This window comes from Nocardia sp. JMUB6875, from assembly GCF_041154655.1.
Classification (GTDB): Bacteria; Actinomycetota; Actinomycetes; order Mycobacteriales; family Mycobacteriaceae; genus Nocardia.
This window is the reverse complement of record NZ_BAAFGR010000144.1, coordinates 1-21,000: the sequence shown is the minus strand read 5'-3', so window position 1 is coordinate 21,000 and position 21,000 is coordinate 1. Positions and strand designations below refer to the sequence as shown.

Genomic DNA, 21,000 nt, shown 5'->3' with positions numbered 1-21,000 from the left:
CCCGCCACCTCATCCTCCACCGATCTCGACCGCGAGATCGAAACAGAAGCGCCGAGCCGGGATCAAACAACCGATCGCTCGGCGAGCCACAACCCGCGGTTGTCCGCCGGTCGATTGCGGAATATCTGTCGGACCCGGGTGCTTGGATGGGGGCATGACGAGCGCTGACTTGCTGGTGGATGCCTTCGGACGAATCAAGGAGAACGTGCACGGCGCGGTAGCCGACCTGACCCAGGAGGAGCTGGGCACCCGCCTGGACCCCGGCGCCAACTCGATCGCCTGGCTGATCTGGCACCTGACCCGAGTCCAGGACGACCACATCGCCGACGTCGCCGACCTCCCCCAGGTCTGGACCGCCGCCGGCTGGTCCAAACGCTTCGACCTCCCCTTCGACGACTCCGCCACCGGCTACGGCCAGTCCCCCGCCGACGTAGCCGCCCTCGCCGCCGTCCCCGCCGACCTCCTCCTCGGCTACTACGACGCCGTCCACGCCCAAACCCTCACCTACGTCTCCACGCTCACCGACCCCGACCTCCCCCGCGTGGTCGACACCCGCTGGAATCCCCCCGTCACCCTGGGCGTCCGCCTCATCAGCGTCATCGACGACGACATCCAGCACTCCGGCCAAGCCGCCTTCATCCGCGGAGTTCTCTTGCGCCGCCGCTGATCTCGGCCCAGCCGCGGTCTAGCGCTCCCACTCGTAGGTGATGCCGGTGAGTTTTTCGCTGAGGCGCCAGAGGCGGCGGGCCTCGAGGCGGCTGTAGGCGACGGGGTTGCGGAGGGTGCGGCGGGGGTAGCCGAAGGCTTCGAAAGCCGGGCCTATGTAGGAGTTTCCGGCGAGATTGGGCATGGTCGCGCCGTAGAGCTGCGGTAGCGCGCCCAGCTCGTCGGACTGGGCGACGGAGAACAGCAGGCGCTGCTGCAATGCGGCGAGGCGGCCGCCGACGCCGCCCTCGGGGTCGGAGTCGTAAAGGTTGGTGGCCGACAGGCCCGGGTGCGCCGCCACGGCGGTGAGGTGGCTACCCGCCGCCTTGGCCCGGCGTTGCAGCTCCGCGGTGAAGAGCAGGTTTGCCAGTTTGGATTGACTGTAGGCGAGCCAACGGCTGTAGACGACACGCCAATTCGGGTCGAACCAGTTGATCAGGCCGCCCCAGGCCGCGATGGAGGAGACGGTGACAACGCGGGGGTCGGGGGCGCGGAGTAGACCCGGTAGGAGCAAGCCGGTCAACGCGTAGTGGCCCAGGTGGTTGGTGCCGAACTGGGCGTCGAAGCCGTCGGCGGTGCGCTCGTGGCGGGGCAGGGCCATGACACCGGCATTGTTGACCAGGATGTCGATCGGGGTTTCGCGCACGTCGAGGTGGTCGGCGGCGCGGCGGATGGAGGTCAGGTCGGCCAGATCCAGCGGCAGCACTTCGGGTTTGGGGCCGGTGGCGGCATCGCTCACCTGCTGTAGCGCGGTGGCGGCCTTGATTTCGTTGCGGCAGGCCAGCAGTACGTGGGCGCCCTTGGCGGCCAGTGCTTCCGCGGTGCGCAGGCCCAGACCGCTATTGGCCCCGGTCACTACGGCGGTCTTGCCGGTCTGGTCCGGAATGTCGGCCGCGGTCCAGCGGCGGGCGAACAGCGGCGGCGCCTCGGTCATGCGGTCGTTCCCCTCGCTAGAATTTCCGTCTCAGACAATGTACCCGGTCGTGTTAGGCTGCGACAGTGTTCATCGCCTGGCTCGCACCCGAACTCCGCCGGCTCGGAAAATTCATTGTCGCCGAACTCGCCCGCGGCGCATTCGTTCTCGCCGCACTGGGATTCGCGGCGATCGCCGCCCTCGGCGGCGCGGTCTATTTCCTCAATTTCCTGACCGAGGCGCTCGCCCAGTGGATGCCGCACTGGGCCGCCCTGCTGACCACCGCCGCCACACTGCTCATTCCCGCCGGTCTCGCCGCGCTACTGGCCCTGTGGCAGTTCTCGCGCATGCGCACCGTCCGTTCCCTGACACGAACCACGTCCCGACTCTATTCTGTCTGGGACAATTCAGTGAAGGGGACCGTTCAATGCTCACCAACATCATCATCGTCCTAGCCGTCCTGCTCGTCCTCGGCGCGCTCGCCGCGGGCGTGGCCGCGCTCGTCCTGCGCGGCTGGGCCAAGGGGGTGCTGGCCGGCGGCGGCTTCTCGGTCCGCCCGCTGACCGCCGAACAGCTCGACCCCTTCCTCACCGACGCCACCTTCGCCGTCACCGTCCGCCGCGAATTCCCCTTCCCGCCGCACAAGGTCTGGGATGCCCTGCAACTCAATGGCACCTTCTCCTGGATTCCATTGGTCAACGGCATCCGCTACCGCGACGACTATCGCCGCGAGGGCGCCTCGCGCAGCTTCGACGGATTCCTGTTCGCCTGCGAGGAAAAAATCGTCACCATGGCGCAGCACGCGCGACTGTCGGTTACCGGAACAAGAATCTCGATACCCTTCGCCATCGATGCCTTCGCACAGGACTACAAGCTCGCGGAAACCGCGGGCGGCACCGCCCTGACCTGGACCATCGCCTTCCGCCCGCGACTGCTGACCTTCCTCCCGCTGCGCTGGGCGGCCCCCTTCGTCAAACCTTTCCTGTCGCTGGGAATCCGCGGATTGGCAGCACGCATCTGAGTGTCGTTCTGCTCCAGAACGATTTCCGGGCTAGCCTCGCAGGCGCTCGTGAATTCTCTGCAGGACATGCCAATTGGTCGCAAAGGATACGAAAAGTGAATAGCCTGGCAGACTTCTCCACTCGCAACGGCGGATTCCGCAATGTCGTGGTCACCGCGGTCGAGATGACCACCTCGATCGCCCCCGACACGGAGGGCACCTGGCAGGGACTGCTGTCCGGGGCCAGCGGCATCGCCACCCTCACCGATCCGGAAATCACCAAGCTGAACCTGCCCGTCACCATCGGCGGCAAACTCGCGGCCGACCCGACCGACGAGCTGGATCGAATCAAGAAGCGCCGCATGTGTTACGTGCAGCAGATGTCGTATGTCATGGGAAGACGCCTGTGGGCCACCGCCGGTAGCCCCGAGGTCGACAAGGACCGCCTGGGCGTGTGCATCGGCACCGGCCTCGGCGGCGCGGACACCATCGTCGACGCCAATGACGCCATGCGCGATCACGGCTACCGCAAGGTGTCGCCGTTCGCGGTGCCCATGTCCATGCCCAACGGCGTCTCCGGCGTGGTCGGCCTGGATATCGGGGCGCGCGCCAGCCTGGTCACGCCGGTGTCGGCGTGCGCGTCGGGCAATGAGGCGCTGGTGCACGCCTGGCGCTCCATTGTGCTCGGCGAGGCCGACATGATCGTGGCAGGCGGCGTCGAGGGCTACATCAATCCCGTTGCCATTGCCGGATTCTCCATGGCACGCGCCCTGAGCACCCGCCTGGACGAGCCCGAACGCGCCTCCCGCCCGTTCGACCGGGACCGTGACGGCTTCGTCTTCGGCGAGGCCGCGGCGCTGCTGCTGGTCGAGGCCGAGGACCACGCCCTGGCCCGCGGCGCCAAGCCGCTGGCCCGACTACTCGGCGCGGGCCTGACCGCCGACGGCTACCACATGGTCGCCCCCGATCCGGAGGGTCTGGGCTGCGCCCGCGCCATGCGCCGCGCCATCCAGTCCGCCGGTGTCAGCGCCGCCGAGGTCGACCACGTCAACGCGCACGCCACCGGCACCAGCATCGGAGATCTGGCCGAGGCCAAGGGCATTGCCGCCGCGGTCGGCACCCACCCGTCGGTGTACGCGCCGAAATCCGCGCTGGGCCATTCGGTGGGCGCGGTCGGCGCGCTCGAGGCCATCATCTCCGTGCTCACCCTGCGCGATCAGGTGATTCCGCCGACGCTGAACCTCGAAAACCAGGACCCCGAGGTCGATCTCGACGTGGTGCACACCAAACCCCGCCACACCGATGTCGAATTCGCGCTGAACAACTCCTTCGGCTTCGGCGGCCACAACGCGGCGGTCCTGTTCGGCCGCTACTGACGGCCGTCCAGCCGCGCGGTCAGATAGTCGTCGAGGCGGGCCAGGACGCGGGTGCGCAGGCCGGTGAGCTTGTCCGGCTTGAACACCCGCGCCGCCAGGCGCGCACCGCCCGGCGAGACCCGGGTGGCGAGATGCAGGGCGCGCGCCTCGATGGGCGTCGGCACCACCGCCGGATTTCGCGCCGCGACCTGAACGATCGTGCGCGCCACGCTCTCCGCGGAATCCGGCGCCGGACACACCGCGGTCACCCCCACCCGCGTCCCCGCGAACTCCAATCGCAATCCCTCGGTGAGCATTTGCGCCGCGGCCGTGCTGGCGCAGTACGCCGTGCTCAGCGGAATCGGCAGGAACGCCGCCACCGAGGTCACATTGATGATGCGCCCGCCGCGCCCGGAGTCGATCATCTGCCGCCCGAAATGCGTGCAGCCGTGCACCAATCCCCACACGTTCACGCCCATCAGCCGATCCCAGTCCTCGAGCGAGTGTTCGAGAAACGGCCCGGCCGTGGTGTATCGGGCACTGTTGACCAGCACGTTCGGCGTCCCGAAGGCGGCGCGCACATCCTCGGCGAAGCTCTCCATCGCCACCGCGTCGGCCACATCCACCGCGAACGGCGCGGCCTCGCCGCCGAATTCCTCGATGCTCTCCACGGTTTGGACCGCCCGGTCCTTGTCCAGGTCCGCGACGACGACCACGGCCCGCTTGCGCGCGAAGCGCTGGGCCACCGCGCGGCCGATGCCGCCACCGGCACCGGTAACGACGACAACCTCGTTTTCGAAGCCTGTCATGAGGTTCCTCTGATTTCCGCTGCTGCGGAGCTGGCTCTGGAAAAAACACCGTGGGTGGCGTCTACTGTCCCAGACAGTATATACTCACGCTTCTCCACCGGAGGAGCAGAATGCAGCGCCTGATACAAAAACCCTTCCGCCCCCAGCTCGCGGTGGTGACCGGGGCGGGCAGCGGCATCGGCCGGGGCACCGCCAAGGCACTCGCGGCCCGCGGGGCCGAAGTGGTGGTCGCCGACATCAACTTCGCGACCGCGAAAGACACGGTGTCACTGATCCGTTCGGCCGGCGGCTCGGCCTACCCCTACGCCGTCGATGTCGGCGACCCCCTGGCCCTCGAGACCTTCGCCGACTACGTCGCTACCCAGCACGGCGTCCCCGATGTCGTGGTCAACAATGCCGGAATCGTGGTCGGCGGCCCCTTCTTCGACATCCGGCCCGCCGACCTGCACCGCATCGCCGAGGTGAACCTCACCGCGATCGTGCACGGCTGCAGGCTGTTCGGCGCGCAGATGGCCGCGCGCGGCCGCGGCGGGCACCTGGTCAATGTCTCCTCCATCGCGGCCTTCACCCCGATGCGCCTGGGCACGCCGTACGCCTTCACCGCGGCGGCCGTGAAGCATTTCAGCGAAACCCTGCGCACCGAACTGACTTCCGAGCGCATCGGCGTGACCGTCGTGTGTCCCGGCCTGATCGCCACCAATCTGGCCGCCACCGCGACCCTCGCCACCCTCAGCGCCGAACAGGTCGCCATCACCCGGCAGATCGTGGTGAAGGGCATGACACTGCTGGGCATGCACCCGGACAAGGCGGGCCGCAAGATCGTGGCCGCGGTCGAGCGCAATCGCGCGATCCTGCCGCTGCGCCTGGAATCGTGGCTGGCCTACCGGCTTACGCGCGCGTTCCCCCGCACCAGCCGCACCCTCATGCGGGCGGTCAGCGGACCCGAGGTAGAGCAGGTCGTGCGGTTCGTCATCGACCACCCCGGTTTCCTCGGCGTGGCCCGGGAAGCGGCCGAGATAATGCCCCAACGTCGCGGTCTCCAAACGTATTGGGAGCCGCCGGAATACGATGACCCTCCAGCACCACCGATTCCACTGAGGAGATAACCCGATGAGCGATCAGCCACCAGCCGAACCACCGACCCGGAGCGCCCGGGTGATCCTGGCCTTCATGGCGATCGCTGTCATCACCGCGCTGGTCACGGCCGCCATGGTGGCCGCCGGCTAACGACCACCACCACGGCTCAGGCGGCTTCGCCCTCCACGGCATACCCCGGCAGCCACTGCTCGACCAGCCCCAGGAACGGCCCCTCGGCATCCAATTGCGCGCAGACTCCGATGATTCCGCCGAGTACCCGGCCCAGCATCACCAGATCCGGGAGTTCGGGCGGGACGCGGACGGCGAAGGTGTTGTTGACGGACATGTTCTTCATGTCCATGGAGCGGGTCATGTGCTCCTGCAGCATGCGCCGGGTGATGTGCACGGTGTCGCCCTGGAATTCGGCGACGATGGGCGCGACCACGTTCTTGATCGGCTCCAGGTCGAGGTCGTGGCCCGGCCGCACGAAACCGTTGGCGCGCAAGGCTTCCAGCAGGCGGTCGTAGTCCCCGGCCATGCCGAGGCGGGCCAGCTCGCCCACCACCGGCGGCAGCCCGTCGGGCAGCGCGACGGTCGCCCCGAAGTCGAGAATCCCCAGCCGCCCGTCGGGCAGCAGCTGATAGTTCCCCGGATGCGGATCGCAGTGCAGGAATCCGACCCGCTGCGGGCTGCTCAACCCGAACTCCGCCAGCAGCAGTCCGGCCCGATTGCGTTGCTCCACCGTGCCTTCGGCGATGATGCGGTTCAGCGGCACCGCGTCCATCCACTCGGTGACCATCACCTTCGGCGCGCTGGCGATCACCTTCGGCACGAAGAACCGCGCGTCGTCGGCGAAGGCCTTGGCGAAGCGGCGCTGGTGGTCGGCCTCGATGCGATAGTCGAGCTCATCGGCCGTGCGCGCCACGAATTCGTCGATCAGCGCCCGCACATCCACCCCGGGCATGAACACGCCGAACGTCCCCGTGAGCATCTGCAGCATTTTGAGATCCGACATCAACGCCACATCCGCGCCCGGGTACTGGATCTTGACCGCGACCACGCGGCCGTCCTTCCACACCGCGCGATGCACCTGCCCGATGCTGGCCGCGGCCACCGGCCGATCCTCGAATTCGGCGAACCGCTCCCGCCAGCGGGTGCCCAGCTGCTCGTCGAGCACGCGATGCGCCTGCGCGATCGGCATGGGCGGGGCCTGGTTCTGCAGGCGCGTCAACGCGTCCCGATACCGGTCGGCGAATTTGGGCGGCACCGCGGCCTCGGCGACGCTGAGCGCCTGGCCGAGTTTCATTGCCCCGCCCTTGAGTTCGCCCAGCACCCGGAAGACCTCGTCGGCGGCCTTGTCGATCAGGGCCTCGTCGATGGTGCCGCGTTCCGCGCCGGTCATGATGGCCTTGCCGGTGGCGGTCATGCGCCGCGCCACGATGCCCATGGGCAGGGCGGCCAATTTCGCCGAGCGCATCAGACCGGTTCGCCTCTTGCCTGCCATGTGGTGCCTCGCTTCGGTTCGCCATCATCGGAGAAGGGTGCCGCGGTGGGCACCCTTCGAACCTAAATTGTCTCAGACACCTAGTCAATCGGTGTGCGGCACAACACTTCCGCGCTCATCAAGCCGTAGCGCTGTGCGGCTGCTCCCCGGAATCGCCGTCCAGGCCCAGCAATTCGTCGAAGCGGGCCAGCACCTTCTCGTGATACATGGCGAACAGATCCTCGAACAGCGCCAGCTGCGCCTCGGAGGGACCGCCCTCGGACTCCCATACCGCCAGCAGCGCCCGCCACACCAGCACGTGCAGATCGGCCGAGACCGAGAAGTACGCCTCCACCGCCTCCGGCACCTCGAAGAGCATCTCCCCCACCGAGTTCAGCACCGCGCGCTGCATGGTATGGCCGAGGTCGGTGAGCACCGCGCGCACCAGCCCCACCTCCAGGTCGAGCATGCGGACGTGATCGGGTTCGGCGCTGCGGGCCTGGGTTTCGAGCTCGTCGACCGCGGCCGTCAGCACCGCCGGGTCGATACCGCGTTCGGCCGCGGTGTAATCGAGCAGCGCCTCGAGCACGATGGCCCGCTCGGCCGCCACGATATTGCCGAACATGTCCGCGGCCATCTCGGGCGCGTGCATGGACAGCCGGAACAGCTTCCGATACACCTCGACCCCGCCCGCGCGGCGCACGTCGCGCACGGTGAAGCCGCGACCGCGGTGCGCGTCCACGAAGCCGTAGGACTCGAGCCGGCCCAGAACCAGTTGCGCCGTGGCCCGATTCATCCCGAATTCCTCGGCGACCTGGCGGACCGACGGCATCAGGTCGCCGGGCACGTACTCCCCGATCGCGACACGGCGAGCGAGCTCGTCCGCCACATCGGCCACGACCGTCTGGGCACCCATCCTGTCACCTTTCGACAACTTTCGGATACGTCCCAGACAGTTTAGACTTTCGTGTGCCAAACTGCACGTGCATACGCCCGGCATGGATGGGTGGTGCCGCGCACACGACGAGGTGAGCCAATGTCGATTCGGCGAATCGGTGCAGGATCCGGGGGCGACGGGGGCAGGCCGCCGGTGCGCGCCGCCGCCCGCAATGCCAGGATCGCCGGTCTTCCGGTCGCATTCGCCGGTCGCCAGGCCGCCGGGGTGGGCAAGCGGATGCTGGGCCGTTCGGCCGAGGAGGTCAACCGGGATATCCAGATGCGCACCGCCCAGCACATTTTCGAGGTGCTCGGCGAATTGAAGGGCTGCGCCACCAAACTCGGGCAGCTGCTGTCCATCTACGAACTCGCCCTGCCCACCGAGATCGCCTCGCCCTACCGGACCGCCCTGGCCCAGCTGCAGGATTCGGTCCCGACCATGCTGCCCGGCACCGTCCACGAGGCCATGGCCGCGGGCATGGGCGAGAACTGGCGCTGGCATTTCAGCGAATTCGACGACCGGCGCGCGGCGGCCGCGTCGATCGGGCAGGTGCATCGCGCGGTGTGGCGGGATGGTCGGCAGGTCGCGGTCAAGGTCATGTATCCCGGCGCGCACGCGGCCGTGCTCGCCGATCTCGAGCAGCTGCGCCGAATCTCGGTGCTGGCCACCGTCTTCGCGCCCGGCGCGGATGTGCCCGCGGTGACCGAGGCCATCTGCACCTGCGTCGCCGAGGAACTCGACTACGCCGCCGAGGCCGAACACCAGCGCGCCTTCGCCGAGGCCTATGCCGACGATCCGGATTTCGTGGTGCCGCAGGTGATCACCCAGCGCGGCGATGTGATCGTCACCGAATGGCTCACCGGCACACCGGTTTCCCGCATCATCGAGTCCGGAGCCCCCGAGGAGCGCAGCCGCGTCGGCATGCTCATCTTCCGATTCCTGCTCTCCACCTGGTCGCGCACCGGCCTGCTGTACTGCGATCCACACCCGGGGAACTTCCGGATCCTGCCCGACGGGCGGCTGGGCGTGGTGGATTTCGGGGCCTGCACGCCGTGGCCGCCCCCCGGCTTCGAACAGCTGGTCGGCGATGTCATGGACGCCGCCTTCAACGGCGGCATACCCGAACTCGACGCCGCCATCCGCCGCCACGGGTTCGTCCGCCCCGGCCGCAGCTACGACGTGGCGGCTTTGGCCGAGGGCCTCGACGCCGTGGGCGAACCACTCACCGTGCCCACCTTCCGGCTCACCACCGCCTGGCTGCGCGGCCACGTCCGCTCGGTCCTGGCTCCGCGCCTGTCCAATGTGCACCGCCAACTGGATATGCCCGCCTACTTCACACCCTTCGCCCGCTGCTTCCTCACCGCGCTGGGCGTCGTCTGCCAACTGGAGACCGAGGGCCCGATCCGCGCCGAATTCGCCCGCTGGTCCCCGGAACTGGCGGCGGTCTTCGAGCGCTACGACGCCCGGCACGCCCAGCCCACCGATCTGGCCGTGGTCCGCCACCTGCGCGCGCTGCCCACCGACCGCCGCGCCTCCATCGTGGGCTGACCGAAACCCCCTTGGCGCACAGCCGGTCCCGATACCATTTCCTGGGAGGTGCGCCATGCCAAAAGTGCTCTTGATCACCGGTGATGCCGCCGAAGACCTCGAGGTCATGTACCCCTACCAGCGTCTGCTGGAGGAGGGTTACGAGGTCGATATCGCGGCCCCGACCCAGAAGAAACTCCAATTCGTCGTCCACGACTTCGCCGACGGATTCGATACCTACACCGAGAAGCCGGGCCGCACCTGGCCCGCGGACCTCGCTTTCACCGAAGTCGACCCGGCCCAGTACGCCGCGCTGGTGCTCCCGGGCGGCCGGGCCCCCGAATTCCTCCGCAACAACCCCGACTGCCAGCGCCTGGTCCGTCACTTCGCCGAGACCGACAAACCCATCGCCGCCCTCTGCCACGGCCCCCTCATCCTCGCCGCCGCGGGCGTCCTCCACGACCGCACGTCGAGCAGCTACCCGGCCCTGCAACCGGATATCCGCGCCGCGGGCGCCATGTGGGTCGACAGTCCCGATCACATCGACGGCAATCTGGTCACCGGCCGAGCCTGGCCCGACCATCCGCAATGGATGCGCGCATTCCTGGAGGTCCTCCGCAAATCCGCGCCGCCATCGCACTGACAGGTCATAGAACCGGTCTATGCATGCATCGGATCGTGGGTTCTACCGGGGAAAGGTAGCCCGCGCGAAGGTTGATGCATGACCACAATGACCTTTCGTAGAACTGCCGAGGTAACCGCTCCCGCCGGGGGACGTACCGGGACGGTGGCGCGTACGGAGGGTCAGTGGCAGCCCCTGCGCCACCTGGCTCCCAACTGGTTCGCCGTTGTCATGGGCACCGGCATCATCGCCAATGCCGCATCGACCCTGCCCCTGCAGTTCCCCGGGCTGCGCGCCGCCGCCACCGTGGTGTGGGCCCTGGCCTCGCTGCTCCTGGTGGTGCTGGCCGGCGCCTGGATTCTGCACTGGCGCCGCTACCCCGACGAGGCTCGCGGCCACGGCCTGCACCCCATCATGATGCAGTTCTACGGCGCCCTGCCCATGGCCCTGCTGACCGTCGGCGCGGGCACCCTGATGCTCGGCAAGGACGTCATCGGTCTCACCGCCGCAGTCACCATCGACTGGGTGTTGTGGTCGGCCGGAACCGTTTTCGGCCTGATGACCGCCGCCAGCATCCCCTACCGGATGATCACCCGGCACGACTTCGAGCCCGATTCCGCCTTCGGCGGCTGGCTGATGCCCGTCGTTCCCCCGATGGTCTCGGCCGCCCTCGGCGCGCTGCTGGTTCCCTACGCCCCCGCCGGGCAGCTGCGGCTGACCATGTTCGTAGCCTGCCTGGCCATGTTCGGCCTGAGCCTGATCGCCTCGCTGGTCACCATCACCCTGATCTGGTCGCGCCTGCTGCACCACGGTCTGCCTCCCTTCGGGATGGTCGCCACCGTGTGGCTGGTGCTCGGTCCCCTGGGCCAGTCGGTGACCGCCGCGGGCAGCCTCGCCAATGTCGCCTCGGGTGTCGTCGATGAGCGCACCGCCGCCGGGCTGGATGTCTTCGCCGTCCTCTACGGCGTTCCCACCTGGGGATTCGCCATGCTGTGGCTGGCCCTGGCCGTCTCGGTCACCATCCACGCCCGCAAGTCCATGCCCTTCAACCTGACCTGGTGGGGCTTCACCTTCCCCGTCGGCTGCTGCGTCACCGGAAGCACCGCCCTCTACGGGCACACCGGGGCCGACCTGTTCGCCGTCATCGCGGTGAGCCTCTACGCCGTGCTGGTCGCCGCCTGGGCCGTGGTCGCCGCCAAGACCGTGCACGGTGTGGTCCGCGGCAACCTGCTGCGGCCGGTCAAGTAGTCCGAAACCGCCACGCTGTAACCCCTTTCGCTATCTACTGACAGACGTGAACACGCGTCGGTGGATGGCGAAAGCGGCGGTTCATGGTGCCAGGGGCGGAATCCGAGCGCCGGACGCGGCCCGGCACGAGTACCGGCTCGGGTCGGGAGTTGCGGCTGGTGGCCGGTGACAGCTACGCGAGCTGGGAAGCGGTCTACCGCGACAACGCCGCCTGGGTGTACGCGTTGATGTTCGGCAAGGTCGGGAACAAGCCCGACGCCGAGGATCTCACCGCCGAGGTGTTCATGGCCGCGCTCAAACCGCTGCGCATCACCGCCAGCGCCCCGGAGGTGCGGGCCTATCTGCGCGCCACCGCGCGCACCGTGCTGGCCGCGCACTGGAAGGCGCGCATGGGCCGCGAGATCACCGCGATCGAGGGCGATATCGCCGACGATCCGCCCGCGGAACTCCCGGATTCCGGGGCCGAGGGCCGCGCCGCCGCGGTGCTGGCCGAACTCCCGGACCGGTACCGGAGCATCCTGGAATTGCGTTTCCTGCAAGGTCTTTCGGTCAAGGAGGCGGCGCAGCGCCTGGGCGTGACGGTGGCGAATGCGAAGGTGTTGCAGCATCGGGCGCTGCGGATGGCGTCCCGGCTGAACGAGCGAGGTGTGCGGTGAGCGGGCGGGAAGTGCGGCGTTTCGTCGAGGAACTACTGGCCGGGAAGCGGTCCACGGGCTTCGAACCCGATGACGCCGAGGCCGAGGAGATGCGCACGGCCATCGAACTGCGCGCTGCCCGGCTGGGCAGCGACGCACCCAGCGAGGAATTCCTCAGCGGCCTGCAACGCCGCCTGGCCGAGCAGATGGACGAGCCTGCGGAAACACCTGCGGCACAAGGTCATCGCCGCCGCAACCTGCTGATCGGCACCTCCGCCGCCGCGGCCGCGGCAACGGTCGGCGCGGTGGTCGACCGCACCCTCCTCCGCCCCGGCGGCACCGGCACCCCGCCCGCCGCCCAGCAGACCCCGCTGTCCCCCAATACCGGCGCCTGGCGGCCGATCGCCCGATCCTCGGATCTCCCCGAGGGTGCGACGGTCGCCTTCGACGTCGGCACGATCAACGGATTCGTCCGCCGCGACAAGGGAATTCCGGTCGCCGTGTCCGGCGTGTGCACCCACCAGGGCTGCAAACTCTGGCTCGACGCACCCGCCGAACGCCTGCGCTGCCCCTGCCACTCCACCTCCTTCTCCATCGAGGGTGAAGTGGTGACCCATCAGCTGCCCATCGCGCCCGCGCCCCTGCCCACCATTCAGGTGCGCGAAAAAAACGGCACCATAGAGGTTTTCGCGCCGACCGTGTAACCCGCGCCTCTATCTAGAGGCATGAGACCAACCCGCAACCCGCGCCGCACGGCCGTCGCGGTCAGCCTCGCCGCCGCAGCCCTGCTCACGGCGAGCGCGTGCAGTTCCAGTGGTGGCGGCAAAGCCCCCGACGCCGCCCCCGGAATCACCTACGCTTCCGGCACCGCTACGCCCGGCATGGTGCCGGACGGCAGCGGGCCGACCGGTATGCCCGGCATGTCCATGCCGGGTTCGTCCGCCCCCGCGGCGGCGCCGGCCGGCCCGAATGCCGTCACCATCGACAATTTCGCCTTCGGTCCGAGCTCGCTCAGCGTGAAGCTCGGCGCCACGGTGACCTGGACCAATCACGACGAGGAACCGCACACCGTGGTCGCCGACGACGGCAGCTTCCGCTCCCCGACGCTCGGCAACAACGCGACCTACACCTTCACCTTCACCAAGGCGGGCACGTTCGCTTACGTCTGCTCGATCCATCCCTTCATGCACGCGACCGTGGTGGTGACGCCATGAGCGACGAGCAGGATCCCCAGCAGATGACCCGCCGCCAGCTCATGCGCCACAGCGCCTGGTTCGGCGCGGCGGTCGGCCTGGCCGTGGTCGGCGGCGAGGTGGTCTCGCACATCGCGGGCACCGCCTCCGCCGCGGAACGCCCGACGCTGCGCTTCGCGCAGGTGAGCGACAGTCACATCGGTTTCACCGGCACCGCCAACACCAGCGTCACCGACACCTTCACCGAGGCCATCGCGCAGGTGAACGCACTGGACTATGAACCCGACTTCATCATCCACACCGGCGATCTCACACATCTGGCCACCCAGGAGCAGTTCGATCAGGTGAAGCAGATGATGCAGGGCTTCAAGACCCCGCACGTGTTCACCGTTCCGGGAGAACACGATTCGAGCGATGACGGCGGCTCGCGATACCGGTCGGTCTTCGGTAATGGCACCAGGGGCGACGGCTGGTACAGCTTCGACATCGCGGGCGTCCACGTGATGGGATTGGTCAATACGCTCAATCTGAAGAATCTCGGACATCTCGGACAGGATCAGCTCGACTGGATCCAGCAGGAGGTGGCCGGATTGTCCAGTGACACACCGATCATCGTCTTCAGCCACATCCCGCTGTTCGCCATGTACCCCCAATGGGGCTGGGGCACAGACGATGCCACCCAAGCGCTCAGTCACCTGAAGCGCTTCTCCTCGGTGACCTGCCTCAACGGGCATGTGCACCAACTGTTCACGAAGACCGAGGGCAACGTCACCTTCTACAGCGGCACCACCACCGCCTATCCCCTGCCCAAACCCGGCGACGGACCCGCTCCCAAACCGGTCACCCTGCCAGCGGGCAAGCTGCACGAGGCCCTGGGTATTCGCGAGGTCACATACCGGAAGGGTCGACAGCAACTCGCTATCAAAGAACAAACGCTGAAATGACCACGCCCGATCGGCATGTCGCGCGCGGCGGCTCACATCGTTGTCATTTCGACAGCATGACCTGGCGATGGATGCCCGAGGACGGAAGGTAATCTACTAGGCTGAGCAGTAACAAGATGCTGTGCAGCAGTGCGGCGCACGGCGATTACAGGAGGGAAGCCATGCCACCCCGCCGTTTTCGGACGAACGCCGCAGCGAGCGCATTGCTCGCGCTGGTCCTGGTACTGGCGGCGTGCTCGTCCAATCTTCCGGACGGGAAGGTCGGTCCGCGCACGCCGGCCGCGCAGGCCATCACCGTGGTGCCCGCGCAGGGCAGCGACAAGGTGGACCCGGCGGCGCCGGTGAAGGTGAGCACCACCAGCGGTGTGCTGACCGATGTCACCCTCACCAATGACGCCGGCAAGGTCATCGAGGGCACCTTCACTCCCGACAAGACGGCATGGAAGCCGAACGAGCAGCTGGGCTACGGGCGCACCTACACCCTGAAGGCCGCGGGCGAGGACGTGACCGGACTCACCGGCCCGATCACCTCCACCTTCACCACCATCACGCCGAAGAACCAGACCAAGGTGTATCTGAACACCACGGGCGGTCAGGCCATCGTCGACGGCAACAGCTACGGCGTGGGCATGGTCATCGTCGCGCACTTCGACGAGGACATCCCGGACCGCGCGGCGGCCCAGAAGCGCCTGGTGGTCACCGCCGATCCGCCGGTCGAGGGCGCCTGGTACTGGCTCGACAACCGCAACGCCCACTGGCGGCCCAAGGAGTACTGGAAGTCCGGCACCAAGGTGAGCGTGGCGGCCAACCTCTACGGCATCGAGGTCGGCAACGGCCTGTTCGGCCAGGAGGACGCCAAGGCCAACTTCGTCATCGGCCCCTCGCACGTGTCGATCGCCGACGACAACACCCATCAGATCCAGGTCTTCGAGAACGGCCAGCTGGTCCGCACCATGCCCACTTCCATGGGCCGCGGCGGCAGCGAGACCATCGCGGGCAAGACCTTCACCTTCTGGACCATGCCCGGCACCTATACGGTGATGGACAAGGCCAACCCGGTCATCATGGACTCCTCCACCTACGGCCTGCCGGTCAATTCCCGGCTCGGCTACAAGGAATCCATCGGCTGGGCCACCCGCATCAGCACCGACGGCATCTACCTGCACCAGCTCGATTCCACGGTCTGGGCGCAGGGCAATACCGACACCTCCCACGGCTGCCTCAACCTCAATGCCGAGAACGCGCAGTGGTTCTTCAACTTCTCCCAGCCCGGCGACATCGTCGAGGTCCGCAATACCGGCGGCGCCCCGCTCGAGGTGTGGCAGAACGGCGACTGGACCCTGAGCTGGGACCAGTGGCTGGCCGGCGGCGCGCACTGAGATAGTCAGGCGACAGCGGCCTGGAGGCGGCGGGCGTTATCGGACAACGCCACCGCGTCCGGGCCGCTGATTCGTCTTTCCACGGCCTCGGCGAAACGGTGGATGGTGAAGGCGCGCATGGCCGGACGGGTCAGGCGCAGGGACAGGTTCAGCAGCGGATCGAACGCGGCGGGCAGGCCGAGATTCCGGCGGGCCGGGCGCGGGAGAGTGGCGATCAGCTGCGGGGTTATCAAGGCGGACAGCAGGAGTGGGGCCAGTTCGGGAAGCTGGGAAAACGCGAAACCCCGCAGCAGGGCCAGCGTCGGTGCCACCGCCAGATCCGGGCCGAAGGATTCGATCACCCCGTACCGGTGCGCGATCCCCGCGTAGTAGTCGGCCACGCCCCGGCAGGAGACGGGAATCTCGTCCGGGTTCGCGCCCATCAGGACGCCGAATTGCTTGGCCTCCAACCAGAACCGGTCCCGGTCGGCCGGTTCGAGCCGCGCCGGGCGACGCAGGCCCTCGTAGGCGAAGTTCTCGTAGACGAGCAAGGCCGCCTGCATGATCGTGACGTGGGCGAAGAGCACCAGCTCCGCCCCCTGCGCGGCATACGGCTCGCCGGTGCCCGGGATCGTGCCGGTCATCGACCGGTGGTAGCGCCGCAGGTGCGCCGCGATCCGGTCGGCGGAAGCCTTGTCGCCCAGGATGATCGGGACCGGCACGCCGACGGTCCGCTGTGCCCGCCGGACCGCCATGATCGGGCTCATGCTGCGCTGCGTCCGCCCGGTGACGGCCAGCGGATCATGATCGAGAATGACCGCCTGCATGCCGATGTGCGGCACCTCCAGCAGTGCGGTCACCGGGGCCAGGAAGGGCGTGACCGCCGGGTGCAGCAATACTCGCCAGACTTGCGAGCCGGGACCGAAATAGCCGTAGTCGGCCATGTCGGCGAGAGTGGGGGCCGGACCGCGTCGCCAGATCCGGACATTCTGTGATGCCATGGCCGATCACCTCGTCGTGTTCCATATCGGCTGTCGCACAAGCGTATTGACCAGTCGATCGACTTGACAAGTCGTGCGACTTGTTCGTTGCACGACCGGTATCGTGGGCGGGTGTCGGTCACGACGGGAAACACCAAGCGCAACAGCGCCGAGCAACGCCGCAGCCGCGCCGAGCAACGCGAGGACACCCGCGTCGCCATTCTCGACGCCACCATCGCCAGCTTGATCGAGAACGGCCACGCCGCCACGACTACGCGCGGCGTCGCGGAACGAGCAGGCGTCAGCCAGGGCGCGGTCCAGCACTACTACCCCACCCGCGCCGAACTCCTGGACGCCGCCATCGGCCGGGTCGCGGACATCACGGCCCAGGCGGTCGTCGAAACCTATTCCACGGTAACGGGTTCCGATCGCGAGCGGGTCGGCGTCCTGGTCGACGAACTCTGGACCCTGGCCCAGGTCGCCCCCGTCAGCGTCGGCTTCGAATTCCTGGCCGCCGCCCGCACCGACCCCGAAATGTCGTCCACCGTCGCCCATCTCGTCGAGCACATCGAGTCCACCGTCTTCGCCGTGGCCCGCCAGGTCCTCGGCGATCTGGCCGACCGCCCCGGCGCCCGCGACTGGATGCGCATGACCCTCATCACCGTCGCGGGCGTCCTGCTCACCGCCAGCGTCCCCGCGGCCTCGAACCTGGTCCCCGACTGGCACACCGTCCGCCATCACATAATGACCAGTTTCGATTCCTGGCGAGCGGAACCGTACCTTCCGGAGGACCGTCCGTAATATCCAGAATGGAGGGATCGCCCACCGAAAGGTCGTACCGACGATGAAGTCCACCCGGATAGTCCTGGCCTCGCGCCCGATCGGCATGCCGGAGCAGGAGAATTTCCGCACCGAGACCGTCGAGTTGGAGTCGCAGCCGGGGTCGGCGCTGCTGCAGACGCTGTATCTGTCGCTGGATCCCTACATGCGGGGCCGGATGAGCGACCTGCCGTCCTACGCGCCCCCGGTCGAGGTGGGCGACGTCATGTGCGGCGGCACCGTCTCCCGGGTGCTCGAATCCACCGATCCCGCACTGCAACCCGACGATATCGTGCTCGGTTACGGCGGTTGGCAGACCCATTCGGTCGAGCCGGTCGCCTCCCTGCGCAAGCTGGATCCGGACGCCGCGCCGTTGACCACCGCGCTCGGCGTGCTGGGTATGCCGGGTCTGACCGCCTACACGGGCCTGCTCACCATCGGACAGCCCAAGCCGGGTGAGACCGTGGTGGTCGCCGCCGCCACCGGACCGGTCGGCGCGACCGTCGGCCAGATCGCGAAGATCAAGGGCGCGCGGGCGGTCGGCATCGCGGGCGGGCCGGAGAAGGTGGCGCTGCTGCGCGAGCATTTCGGTTTCGACGCCGCCATCGACCACCGGGCGCCCGATTTCGCCGAGCAGCTGGCCGCCGCGACCCCGGACGGCATCGACGTCTATTTCGAGAATGTCGGCGGCCCGGTGTTCGACGCGGTGCTCCCACGGCTGAACCAGTTCGCCCGAATCCCGGTGTGCGGCTTGATCGCCAACTACAACGCCACCGACCTGCCGCCCGGCCCGGACCGGGTGCCGCTGCTCATGTCGAACATCCTGCGCAAGAGCCTGACCGTGCGCGGGTACATCATGACCGAGTTCGTGGATCAGGCCGGGGCGTTCTACGCCGATGCCGTGCCGTGGATCGCGGAGGGCAAGCTGAAGTATCTGGAGGATGTCGTGGAGGGCCTCGACCATGCCGTCGAGGCGTTCCAGGGTCTGCTCACCGGAAAGAACCTGGGCAAGCTGGTCATCAAGGTGTCCGACTGATCTCTATCGCATGGCCGCGACATACGGCCGCAGGCCGAGCGTGATGTCCACGCACGCGCCGAGCAGAACGTCCCGCTCGACCCGGTCGAGCGGGTGCCGCAGCCGGAGCCTGGTGCCGAGGATCGGGATGTGCCCCGTGCTCGCGCGGACCACGTCCAGCCGACCGGTCTCCTCCCCCATGCGGTCGAGCACCACCAGCCGATACAGCTCGGGGGTCTCGGCCTCCTCGGCGTCGGGCACGAAGTGGAAAAGCGTTCCCGCCGTGGACCCTACGGCCGTCGAGGTGTCCGCCCGCTGGATGGTGCCGATGGCCGTCCCGTCCCCGCGGCTGAGCACCGTCGGCTCCGACGACCGCGACTCCACCCACACCACCGACCCGTCGGCATAGGTGATCCGATGCTTGCCGGTGCCGCTGTTCTTGAACCCGAAAAGGATGGCGGCCTTGGCCCCTAGACCATTGCCCGCACCCCGCACACCGACGGCCAAGGGATCCCCCGGCCCCGCGCTGAAGGTGATCTTCAGTGCGTTGCTCACCTTGTGCACGACCCGGCCCTCGATCATCGTCGAGCCGTTCTCCGGCGCTGGCATCGTTCGATGGTAGGCCCGGAGCACCTGCTCCAGAGGGTGATTCAGCTCGGGAAGCCGACCTTGGCCAGCGCCGTGGTCCAGTCGGTGGCGATGGCCACCTGCGCGTCGACGAGCGCGACCTTGCCGTCACAGATCAGCGTGTGCAGCTTGGACTCGACGCCGTCCTTGGGATTGTTCGTCCCGCCCCCGTTCTTGTGGCCGGGCGACGGCGGTTCGACCCAGAGGTTGCGCGGATCATTGGGGTCGCCGCCCAATTCGAGCGAGATGAGGTGGTCGTACTCGGCGTCGCGAGGATCGCCGGTGTAGTCGTAGGACTTGATATTGGCGGCCTTCTCGGGACCGGTGATCGAATTATTGGGCCGAATCGAGGCCGTATAACCCGACTTACAGATGGTGTCTGCCAGGTTCTGCGCTGTGACTTTGGGATTGGTCGCCCCCGGCGTGCAGGCCGGATCGGGCAGCGGCTGGCCGTCGGAGCTCTTGCGATAGTGGCAACTGCCGGGCGCGGGCTGGGCCTGCACGCTGTAGGTGCCCGACGGCCCCGGACCGACCGGTACGCTGCCGCCGTTCTCCTTGGGCGCGGGCTGCGGAACCCCCTGTGCCGGAGCATTGGCCGGATGATTCGCGGGATGCTTCGCCGCCTCCTTCGAACAACCGGAGATCAACCCAACGACCAGCAGGGCCACGGCAAGCCCTTTGTGCGCCTTCATAATTTCCCCTGCTCGCGCCGGATGGCAGCCCAGACAATACATACCGACCGGTTATGCTGCACGGATGACAGCAGATTCGTCTCGGAACACCGGAGTCCGCACCCGCGCTTTGGCTCTCGCGGGGCTGCTGCTCGGGGTCGGCACCCTGCATTTCGTCACCCCCAAACCGTTCGATGCCTTGATACCACCGCAGCTCCCCGGCAAACCCCGTACCTACACCCAGGTTTCGGGCGCGGCCGAGCTGACCGCCGGCACGCTGCTGCTGCTCCCCCGCACCCGCGGACTCGGCGCGCGCCTGGCCGCGCTCATCTTCATCACCGTCTTCCCCGGCAATGTGCAGATGGCCTACGACTGGTGGAACAGCGACAAGCCCATGGCCCTGAAAGCCGGTGCCCTACTGCGCCTCCCGTTCCAGATTCCGCTGATCACCAGCGCGCGCAAGGTGTACCGCGCCGGGCGGTGATCACCCCAACGCGGCGGTGACGGCGGCGGGCACCGGGACGCCGCGCCGCACCACCTCCGCGACGAAACGGCGCACCAGCACATCGCCCGGAGTCCCGATGAGGCACACCAGCTCCCGCTCGACACCGGGCCGCAGGCGGCGCAGCAGCATCGAGCCGCTCAGCGCCGTGGTCGGCGCCAGCGCCACGCCGACACCGGCCGTAGCCAACCGGGCGGCCGTCACGGCCTGACGGGTCCGCACGGCCGCGGTGAGCAGCACGCCGTGACGTGCCGCCTCGGCATCGAGCCAACCGCCCAGCCCGTTGTCCGGGTGGTAGTGCACCAGCGGTTCATCCCGCAACTGCTCGAAGCCGATTCGCTTGCGCCCGGCGAGCGGATGGCCGGGCGGCAGCACCGCTACCACCTCTTCCACGCCGATGACCTCGGTGCTCCCCGTCCACCGCGTCGGCCGCGGACCGATGGCCATGTCGGCCTCCCCGGATTCCACCAGCCGGGCCAGTTCGTCGGCGCTGGCGGCCTCGGTAAGCCCCAGTCCCACCAAGGGATTGCGCCGCAACCACGTCCTCAGCACCGGCGCGAGCAGTCCCGCCGTCATGCTC

Annotated in this window: 24 protein-coding genes; 16 read left to right on the top strand and 8 right to left on the bottom strand. The window is 68.2% G+C overall.

The genetic code is table 11. From position 1 onward, the window contains the following. The first annotated feature begins 154 nt into the window (after window positions 1–154). Window positions 155–667: a DUF664 domain-containing protein gene (locus ACAM49_RS29985; protein ID WP_369638914.1), complete on the top strand. Its 513-nt coding sequence runs from the start codon at window positions 155–157 to the stop codon at window positions 665–667. A gap of 18 nt (window positions 668–685) precedes the next feature. Here the strand turns inward: ACAM49_RS29985 and ACAM49_RS29980 are convergent, their stop codons facing one another. Next, a complete protein-coding gene (locus ACAM49_RS29980; RefSeq protein ID WP_369638913.1) occupies window positions 686–1,639 on the bottom strand; it encodes an oxidoreductase in 954 nt (317 codons plus the stop codon). A 65-nt stretch (window positions 1,640–1,704) separates the two neighbouring features. Here ACAM49_RS29980 and ACAM49_RS29975 point away from each other — a divergent pair, with 65 nt between their 5' ends. The 3 genes from ACAM49_RS29975 (at window position 1,705) to ACAM49_RS29965 (ending at window position 3,994) form a co-directional block, all read left to right on the top strand. Further along, window positions 1,705–2,073, top strand: coding sequence for a phage holin family protein (locus ACAM49_RS29975; RefSeq protein ID WP_369638912.1), 369 nt, complete (start codon window positions 1,705–1,707; stop codon window positions 2,071–2,073). Then, entirely contained in the window at window positions 2,046–2,639 is a 594-nt protein-coding gene (locus ACAM49_RS29970; protein ID WP_369638911.1) for an SRPBCC family protein, read from the top strand. Before ACAM49_RS29975 ends, ACAM49_RS29970 begins: the two co-directional genes overlap by 28 nt. 104 nt (window positions 2,640–2,743) lie before the next feature. Then, the gene (locus ACAM49_RS29965; RefSeq protein WP_369638915.1) at window positions 2,744–3,994 is read left to right on the top strand and encodes a KasA/KasB family beta-ketoacyl-ACP synthase; all 1,251 of its coding nucleotides are present in this window, start codon (window positions 2,744–2,746) and stop codon (window positions 3,992–3,994) included. On the opposite strand, the gene ACAM49_RS29960 is transcribed toward ACAM49_RS29965, so the two are convergent. Continuing rightward, on the bottom strand, window positions 3,988–4,782 hold the full coding sequence (locus ACAM49_RS29960) for an SDR family NAD(P)-dependent oxidoreductase (protein WP_369638910.1): 795 nt from the start codon (window positions 4,780–4,782) through the stop codon (window positions 3,988–3,990). The genes ACAM49_RS29965 and ACAM49_RS29960 overlap by 7 nt on opposite strands. 110 nt (window positions 4,783–4,892) lie before the next feature. On the opposite strand from ACAM49_RS29960, the gene ACAM49_RS29955 reads away from it, so the two are divergent. Further along, on the top strand, window positions 4,893–5,888 hold the full coding sequence (locus ACAM49_RS29955) for an SDR family NAD(P)-dependent oxidoreductase (protein WP_369638909.1): 996 nt from the start codon (window positions 4,893–4,895) through the stop codon (window positions 5,886–5,888). A gap of 137 nt (window positions 5,889–6,025) precedes the next feature. On the opposite strand, the gene ACAM49_RS29950 is transcribed toward ACAM49_RS29955, so the two are convergent. Together ACAM49_RS29950 and ACAM49_RS29945 are read right to left on the bottom strand one after the other, a co-directional pair. Continuing rightward, window positions 6,026–7,363, bottom strand: coding sequence for an ABC1 kinase family protein (locus ACAM49_RS29950; protein ID WP_369638908.1), 1,338 nt, complete (start codon window positions 7,361–7,363; stop codon window positions 6,026–6,028). Window positions 7,364–7,481: 118 nt separating this feature from the next. Next, entirely contained in the window at window positions 7,482–8,258 is a 777-nt protein-coding gene (locus ACAM49_RS29945) for a GntR family transcriptional regulator (RefSeq protein WP_369638907.1), read from the bottom strand. A 120-nt stretch (window positions 8,259–8,378) separates the two neighbouring features. Here ACAM49_RS29945 and ACAM49_RS29940 point away from each other — a divergent pair, with 120 nt between their 5' ends. From ACAM49_RS29940 to ACAM49_RS29905, 8 genes are all read left to right on the top strand, one after another. Continuing rightward, a complete protein-coding gene (locus ACAM49_RS29940; RefSeq protein ID WP_369638906.1) occupies window positions 8,379–9,827 on the top strand; it encodes an ABC1 kinase family protein in 1,449 nt (482 codons plus the stop codon). Between the two features lie 55 nt (window positions 9,828–9,882). After that, window positions 9,883–10,449 carry a DJ-1/PfpI family protein gene (locus tag ACAM49_RS29935; protein ID WP_369638905.1) on the top strand — a complete coding sequence of 189 codons (567 nt, stop codon included), beginning with the start codon at window positions 9,883–9,885 and terminating at the stop codon, window positions 10,447–10,449. Between the two features lie 78 nt (window positions 10,450–10,527). Then, window positions 10,528–11,676 (top strand): TDT family transporter, encoded by a 1,149-nt coding sequence (locus tag ACAM49_RS29930; RefSeq protein WP_369638904.1) that lies wholly within the window; start codon window positions 10,528–10,530, stop codon window positions 11,674–11,676. Window positions 11,677–11,759: 83 nt separating this feature from the next. Further along, a complete protein-coding gene (locus tag ACAM49_RS29925; RefSeq protein WP_369638903.1) occupies window positions 11,760–12,332 on the top strand; it encodes an RNA polymerase sigma factor in 573 nt (190 codons plus the stop codon). Then, window positions 12,329–13,015 carry a Rieske (2Fe-2S) protein gene (locus tag ACAM49_RS29920; RefSeq protein WP_369638902.1) on the top strand — a complete coding sequence of 229 codons (687 nt, stop codon included), beginning with the start codon at window positions 12,329–12,331 and terminating at the stop codon, window positions 13,013–13,015. Before ACAM49_RS29925 ends, ACAM49_RS29920 begins: the two co-directional genes overlap by 4 nt. Window positions 13,016–13,036: 21 nt before the next feature. Continuing rightward, complete coding sequence (locus ACAM49_RS29915) at window positions 13,037–13,525, top strand: cupredoxin family copper-binding protein (protein ID WP_369638901.1); 489 nt, start codon at window positions 13,037–13,039, stop codon at window positions 13,523–13,525. After that, on the top strand, window positions 13,522–14,448 hold the full coding sequence (locus ACAM49_RS29910) for a metallophosphoesterase (RefSeq protein WP_369638900.1): 927 nt from the start codon (window positions 13,522–13,524) through the stop codon (window positions 14,446–14,448). Before ACAM49_RS29915 ends, ACAM49_RS29910 begins: the two co-directional genes overlap by 4 nt. A gap of 161 nt (window positions 14,449–14,609) precedes the next feature. Next, a complete protein-coding gene (locus ACAM49_RS29905; RefSeq protein WP_369638899.1) occupies window positions 14,610–15,827 on the top strand; it encodes an Ig-like domain-containing protein in 1,218 nt (405 codons plus the stop codon). 5 nt (window positions 15,828–15,832) lie between these two features. Here the strand turns inward: ACAM49_RS29905 and ACAM49_RS29900 are convergent, their stop codons facing one another. Then, window positions 15,833–16,807 carry an oxygenase MpaB family protein gene (locus ACAM49_RS29900; RefSeq protein ID WP_369638898.1) on the bottom strand — a complete coding sequence of 325 codons (975 nt, stop codon included), beginning with the start codon at window positions 16,805–16,807 and terminating at the stop codon, window positions 15,833–15,835. Window positions 16,808–16,918: 111 nt separating this feature from the next. Here ACAM49_RS29900 and ACAM49_RS29895 point away from each other — a divergent pair, with 111 nt between their 5' ends. Together ACAM49_RS29895 and ACAM49_RS29890 are read left to right on the top strand one after the other, a co-directional pair. After that, window positions 16,919–17,587, top strand: coding sequence for a TetR/AcrR family transcriptional regulator (locus ACAM49_RS29895; RefSeq protein ID WP_369638897.1), 669 nt, complete (start codon window positions 16,919–16,921; stop codon window positions 17,585–17,587). A 43-nt stretch (window positions 17,588–17,630) separates the two neighbouring features. Continuing rightward, window positions 17,631–18,641 (top strand): NADP-dependent oxidoreductase, encoded by a 1,011-nt coding sequence (locus ACAM49_RS29890; protein WP_369638896.1) that lies wholly within the window; start codon window positions 17,631–17,633, stop codon window positions 18,639–18,641. Window positions 18,642–18,644: 3 nt separating this feature from the next. On the opposite strand, the gene ACAM49_RS29885 is transcribed toward ACAM49_RS29890, so the two are convergent. Beyond that, complete coding sequence (locus ACAM49_RS29885) at window positions 18,645–19,229, bottom strand: hypothetical protein (RefSeq protein ID WP_369638895.1); 585 nt, start codon at window positions 19,227–19,229, stop codon at window positions 18,645–18,647. Between the two features lie 41 nt (window positions 19,230–19,270). Further along, complete coding sequence (locus ACAM49_RS29880; RefSeq protein WP_369638894.1) at window positions 19,271–19,939, bottom strand: hypothetical protein; 669 nt, start codon at window positions 19,937–19,939, stop codon at window positions 19,271–19,273. A 64-nt stretch (window positions 19,940–20,003) separates the two neighbouring features. Here ACAM49_RS29880 and ACAM49_RS29875 point away from each other — a divergent pair, with 64 nt between their 5' ends. Then, window positions 20,004–20,402, top strand: a complete 399-nt coding sequence (locus ACAM49_RS29875; RefSeq protein ID WP_369638893.1) for a hypothetical protein — start codon at window positions 20,004–20,006, stop codon at window positions 20,400–20,402. Here the strand turns inward: ACAM49_RS29875 and ACAM49_RS29870 are convergent. Then, window positions 20,403–21,000: LysR family transcriptional regulator substrate-binding protein (locus tag ACAM49_RS29870; RefSeq protein ID WP_369638892.1), on the bottom strand; the 598-nt coding region annotated here is incomplete at its 5' end.

What these genes read in the sequence shown, in the direction of transcription:
- ACAM49_RS29985 (WP_369638914.1), top strand. Translation starts at nt 155, where the DNA reads ATGACGAGCGCTGACTTGCTGGTGGATGCCTTCGGACGAATCAAGGAG.
- ACAM49_RS29980 (WP_369638913.1), bottom strand. Translation starts at nt 1,639, where the DNA reads ATGACCGAGGCGCCGCCGCTGTTCGCCCGCCGCTGGACCGCGGCCGAC.
- ACAM49_RS29970 (WP_369638911.1), top strand. Translation starts at nt 2,046, where the DNA reads ATGCTCACCAACATCATCATCGTCCTAGCCGTCCTGCTCGTCCTCGGC.
- ACAM49_RS29960 (WP_369638910.1), bottom strand. Translation starts at nt 4,782, where the DNA reads ATGACAGGCTTCGAAAACGAGGTTGTCGTCGTTACCGGTGCCGGTGGC.
- ACAM49_RS29955 (WP_369638909.1), top strand. Translation starts at nt 4,893, where the DNA reads ATGCAGCGCCTGATACAAAAACCCTTCCGCCCCCAGCTCGCGGTGGTG.
- ACAM49_RS29950 (WP_369638908.1), bottom strand. Translation starts at nt 7,363, where the DNA reads ATGGCAGGCAAGAGGCGAACCGGTCTGATGCGCTCGGCGAAATTGGCC.
- ACAM49_RS29945 (WP_369638907.1), bottom strand. Translation starts at nt 8,258, where the DNA reads ATGGGTGCCCAGACGGTCGTGGCCGATGTGGCGGACGAGCTCGCTCGC.
- ACAM49_RS29940 (WP_369638906.1), top strand. Translation starts at nt 8,379, where the DNA reads ATGTCGATTCGGCGAATCGGTGCAGGATCCGGGGGCGACGGGGGCAGG.
- ACAM49_RS29935 (WP_369638905.1), top strand. Translation starts at nt 9,883, where the DNA reads ATGCCAAAAGTGCTCTTGATCACCGGTGATGCCGCCGAAGACCTCGAG.
- ACAM49_RS29930 (WP_369638904.1), top strand. Translation starts at nt 10,528, where the DNA reads ATGACCACAATGACCTTTCGTAGAACTGCCGAGGTAACCGCTCCCGCC.
- ACAM49_RS29925 (WP_369638903.1), top strand. Translation starts at nt 11,760, where the DNA reads ATGGTGCCAGGGGCGGAATCCGAGCGCCGGACGCGGCCCGGCACGAGT.
- ACAM49_RS29915 (WP_369638901.1), top strand. Translation starts at nt 13,037, where the DNA reads ATGAGACCAACCCGCAACCCGCGCCGCACGGCCGTCGCGGTCAGCCTC.
- ACAM49_RS29910 (WP_369638900.1), top strand. Translation starts at nt 13,522, where the DNA reads ATGAGCGACGAGCAGGATCCCCAGCAGATGACCCGCCGCCAGCTCATG.
- ACAM49_RS29905 (WP_369638899.1), top strand. Translation starts at nt 14,610, where the DNA reads ATGCCACCCCGCCGTTTTCGGACGAACGCCGCAGCGAGCGCATTGCTC.
- ACAM49_RS29900 (WP_369638898.1), bottom strand. Translation starts at nt 16,807, where the DNA reads ATGGCATCACAGAATGTCCGGATCTGGCGACGCGGTCCGGCCCCCACT.
- ACAM49_RS29890 (WP_369638896.1), top strand. Translation starts at nt 17,631, where the DNA reads ATGAAGTCCACCCGGATAGTCCTGGCCTCGCGCCCGATCGGCATGCCG.
- ACAM49_RS29885 (WP_369638895.1), bottom strand. Translation starts at nt 19,229, where the DNA reads ATGCCAGCGCCGGAGAACGGCTCGACGATGATCGAGGGCCGGGTCGTG.
- ACAM49_RS29880 (WP_369638894.1), bottom strand. Translation starts at nt 19,939, where the DNA reads ATGAAGGCGCACAAAGGGCTTGCCGTGGCCCTGCTGGTCGTTGGGTTG.
- ACAM49_RS29875 (WP_369638893.1), top strand. Translation starts at nt 20,004, where the DNA reads ATGACAGCAGATTCGTCTCGGAACACCGGAGTCCGCACCCGCGCTTTG.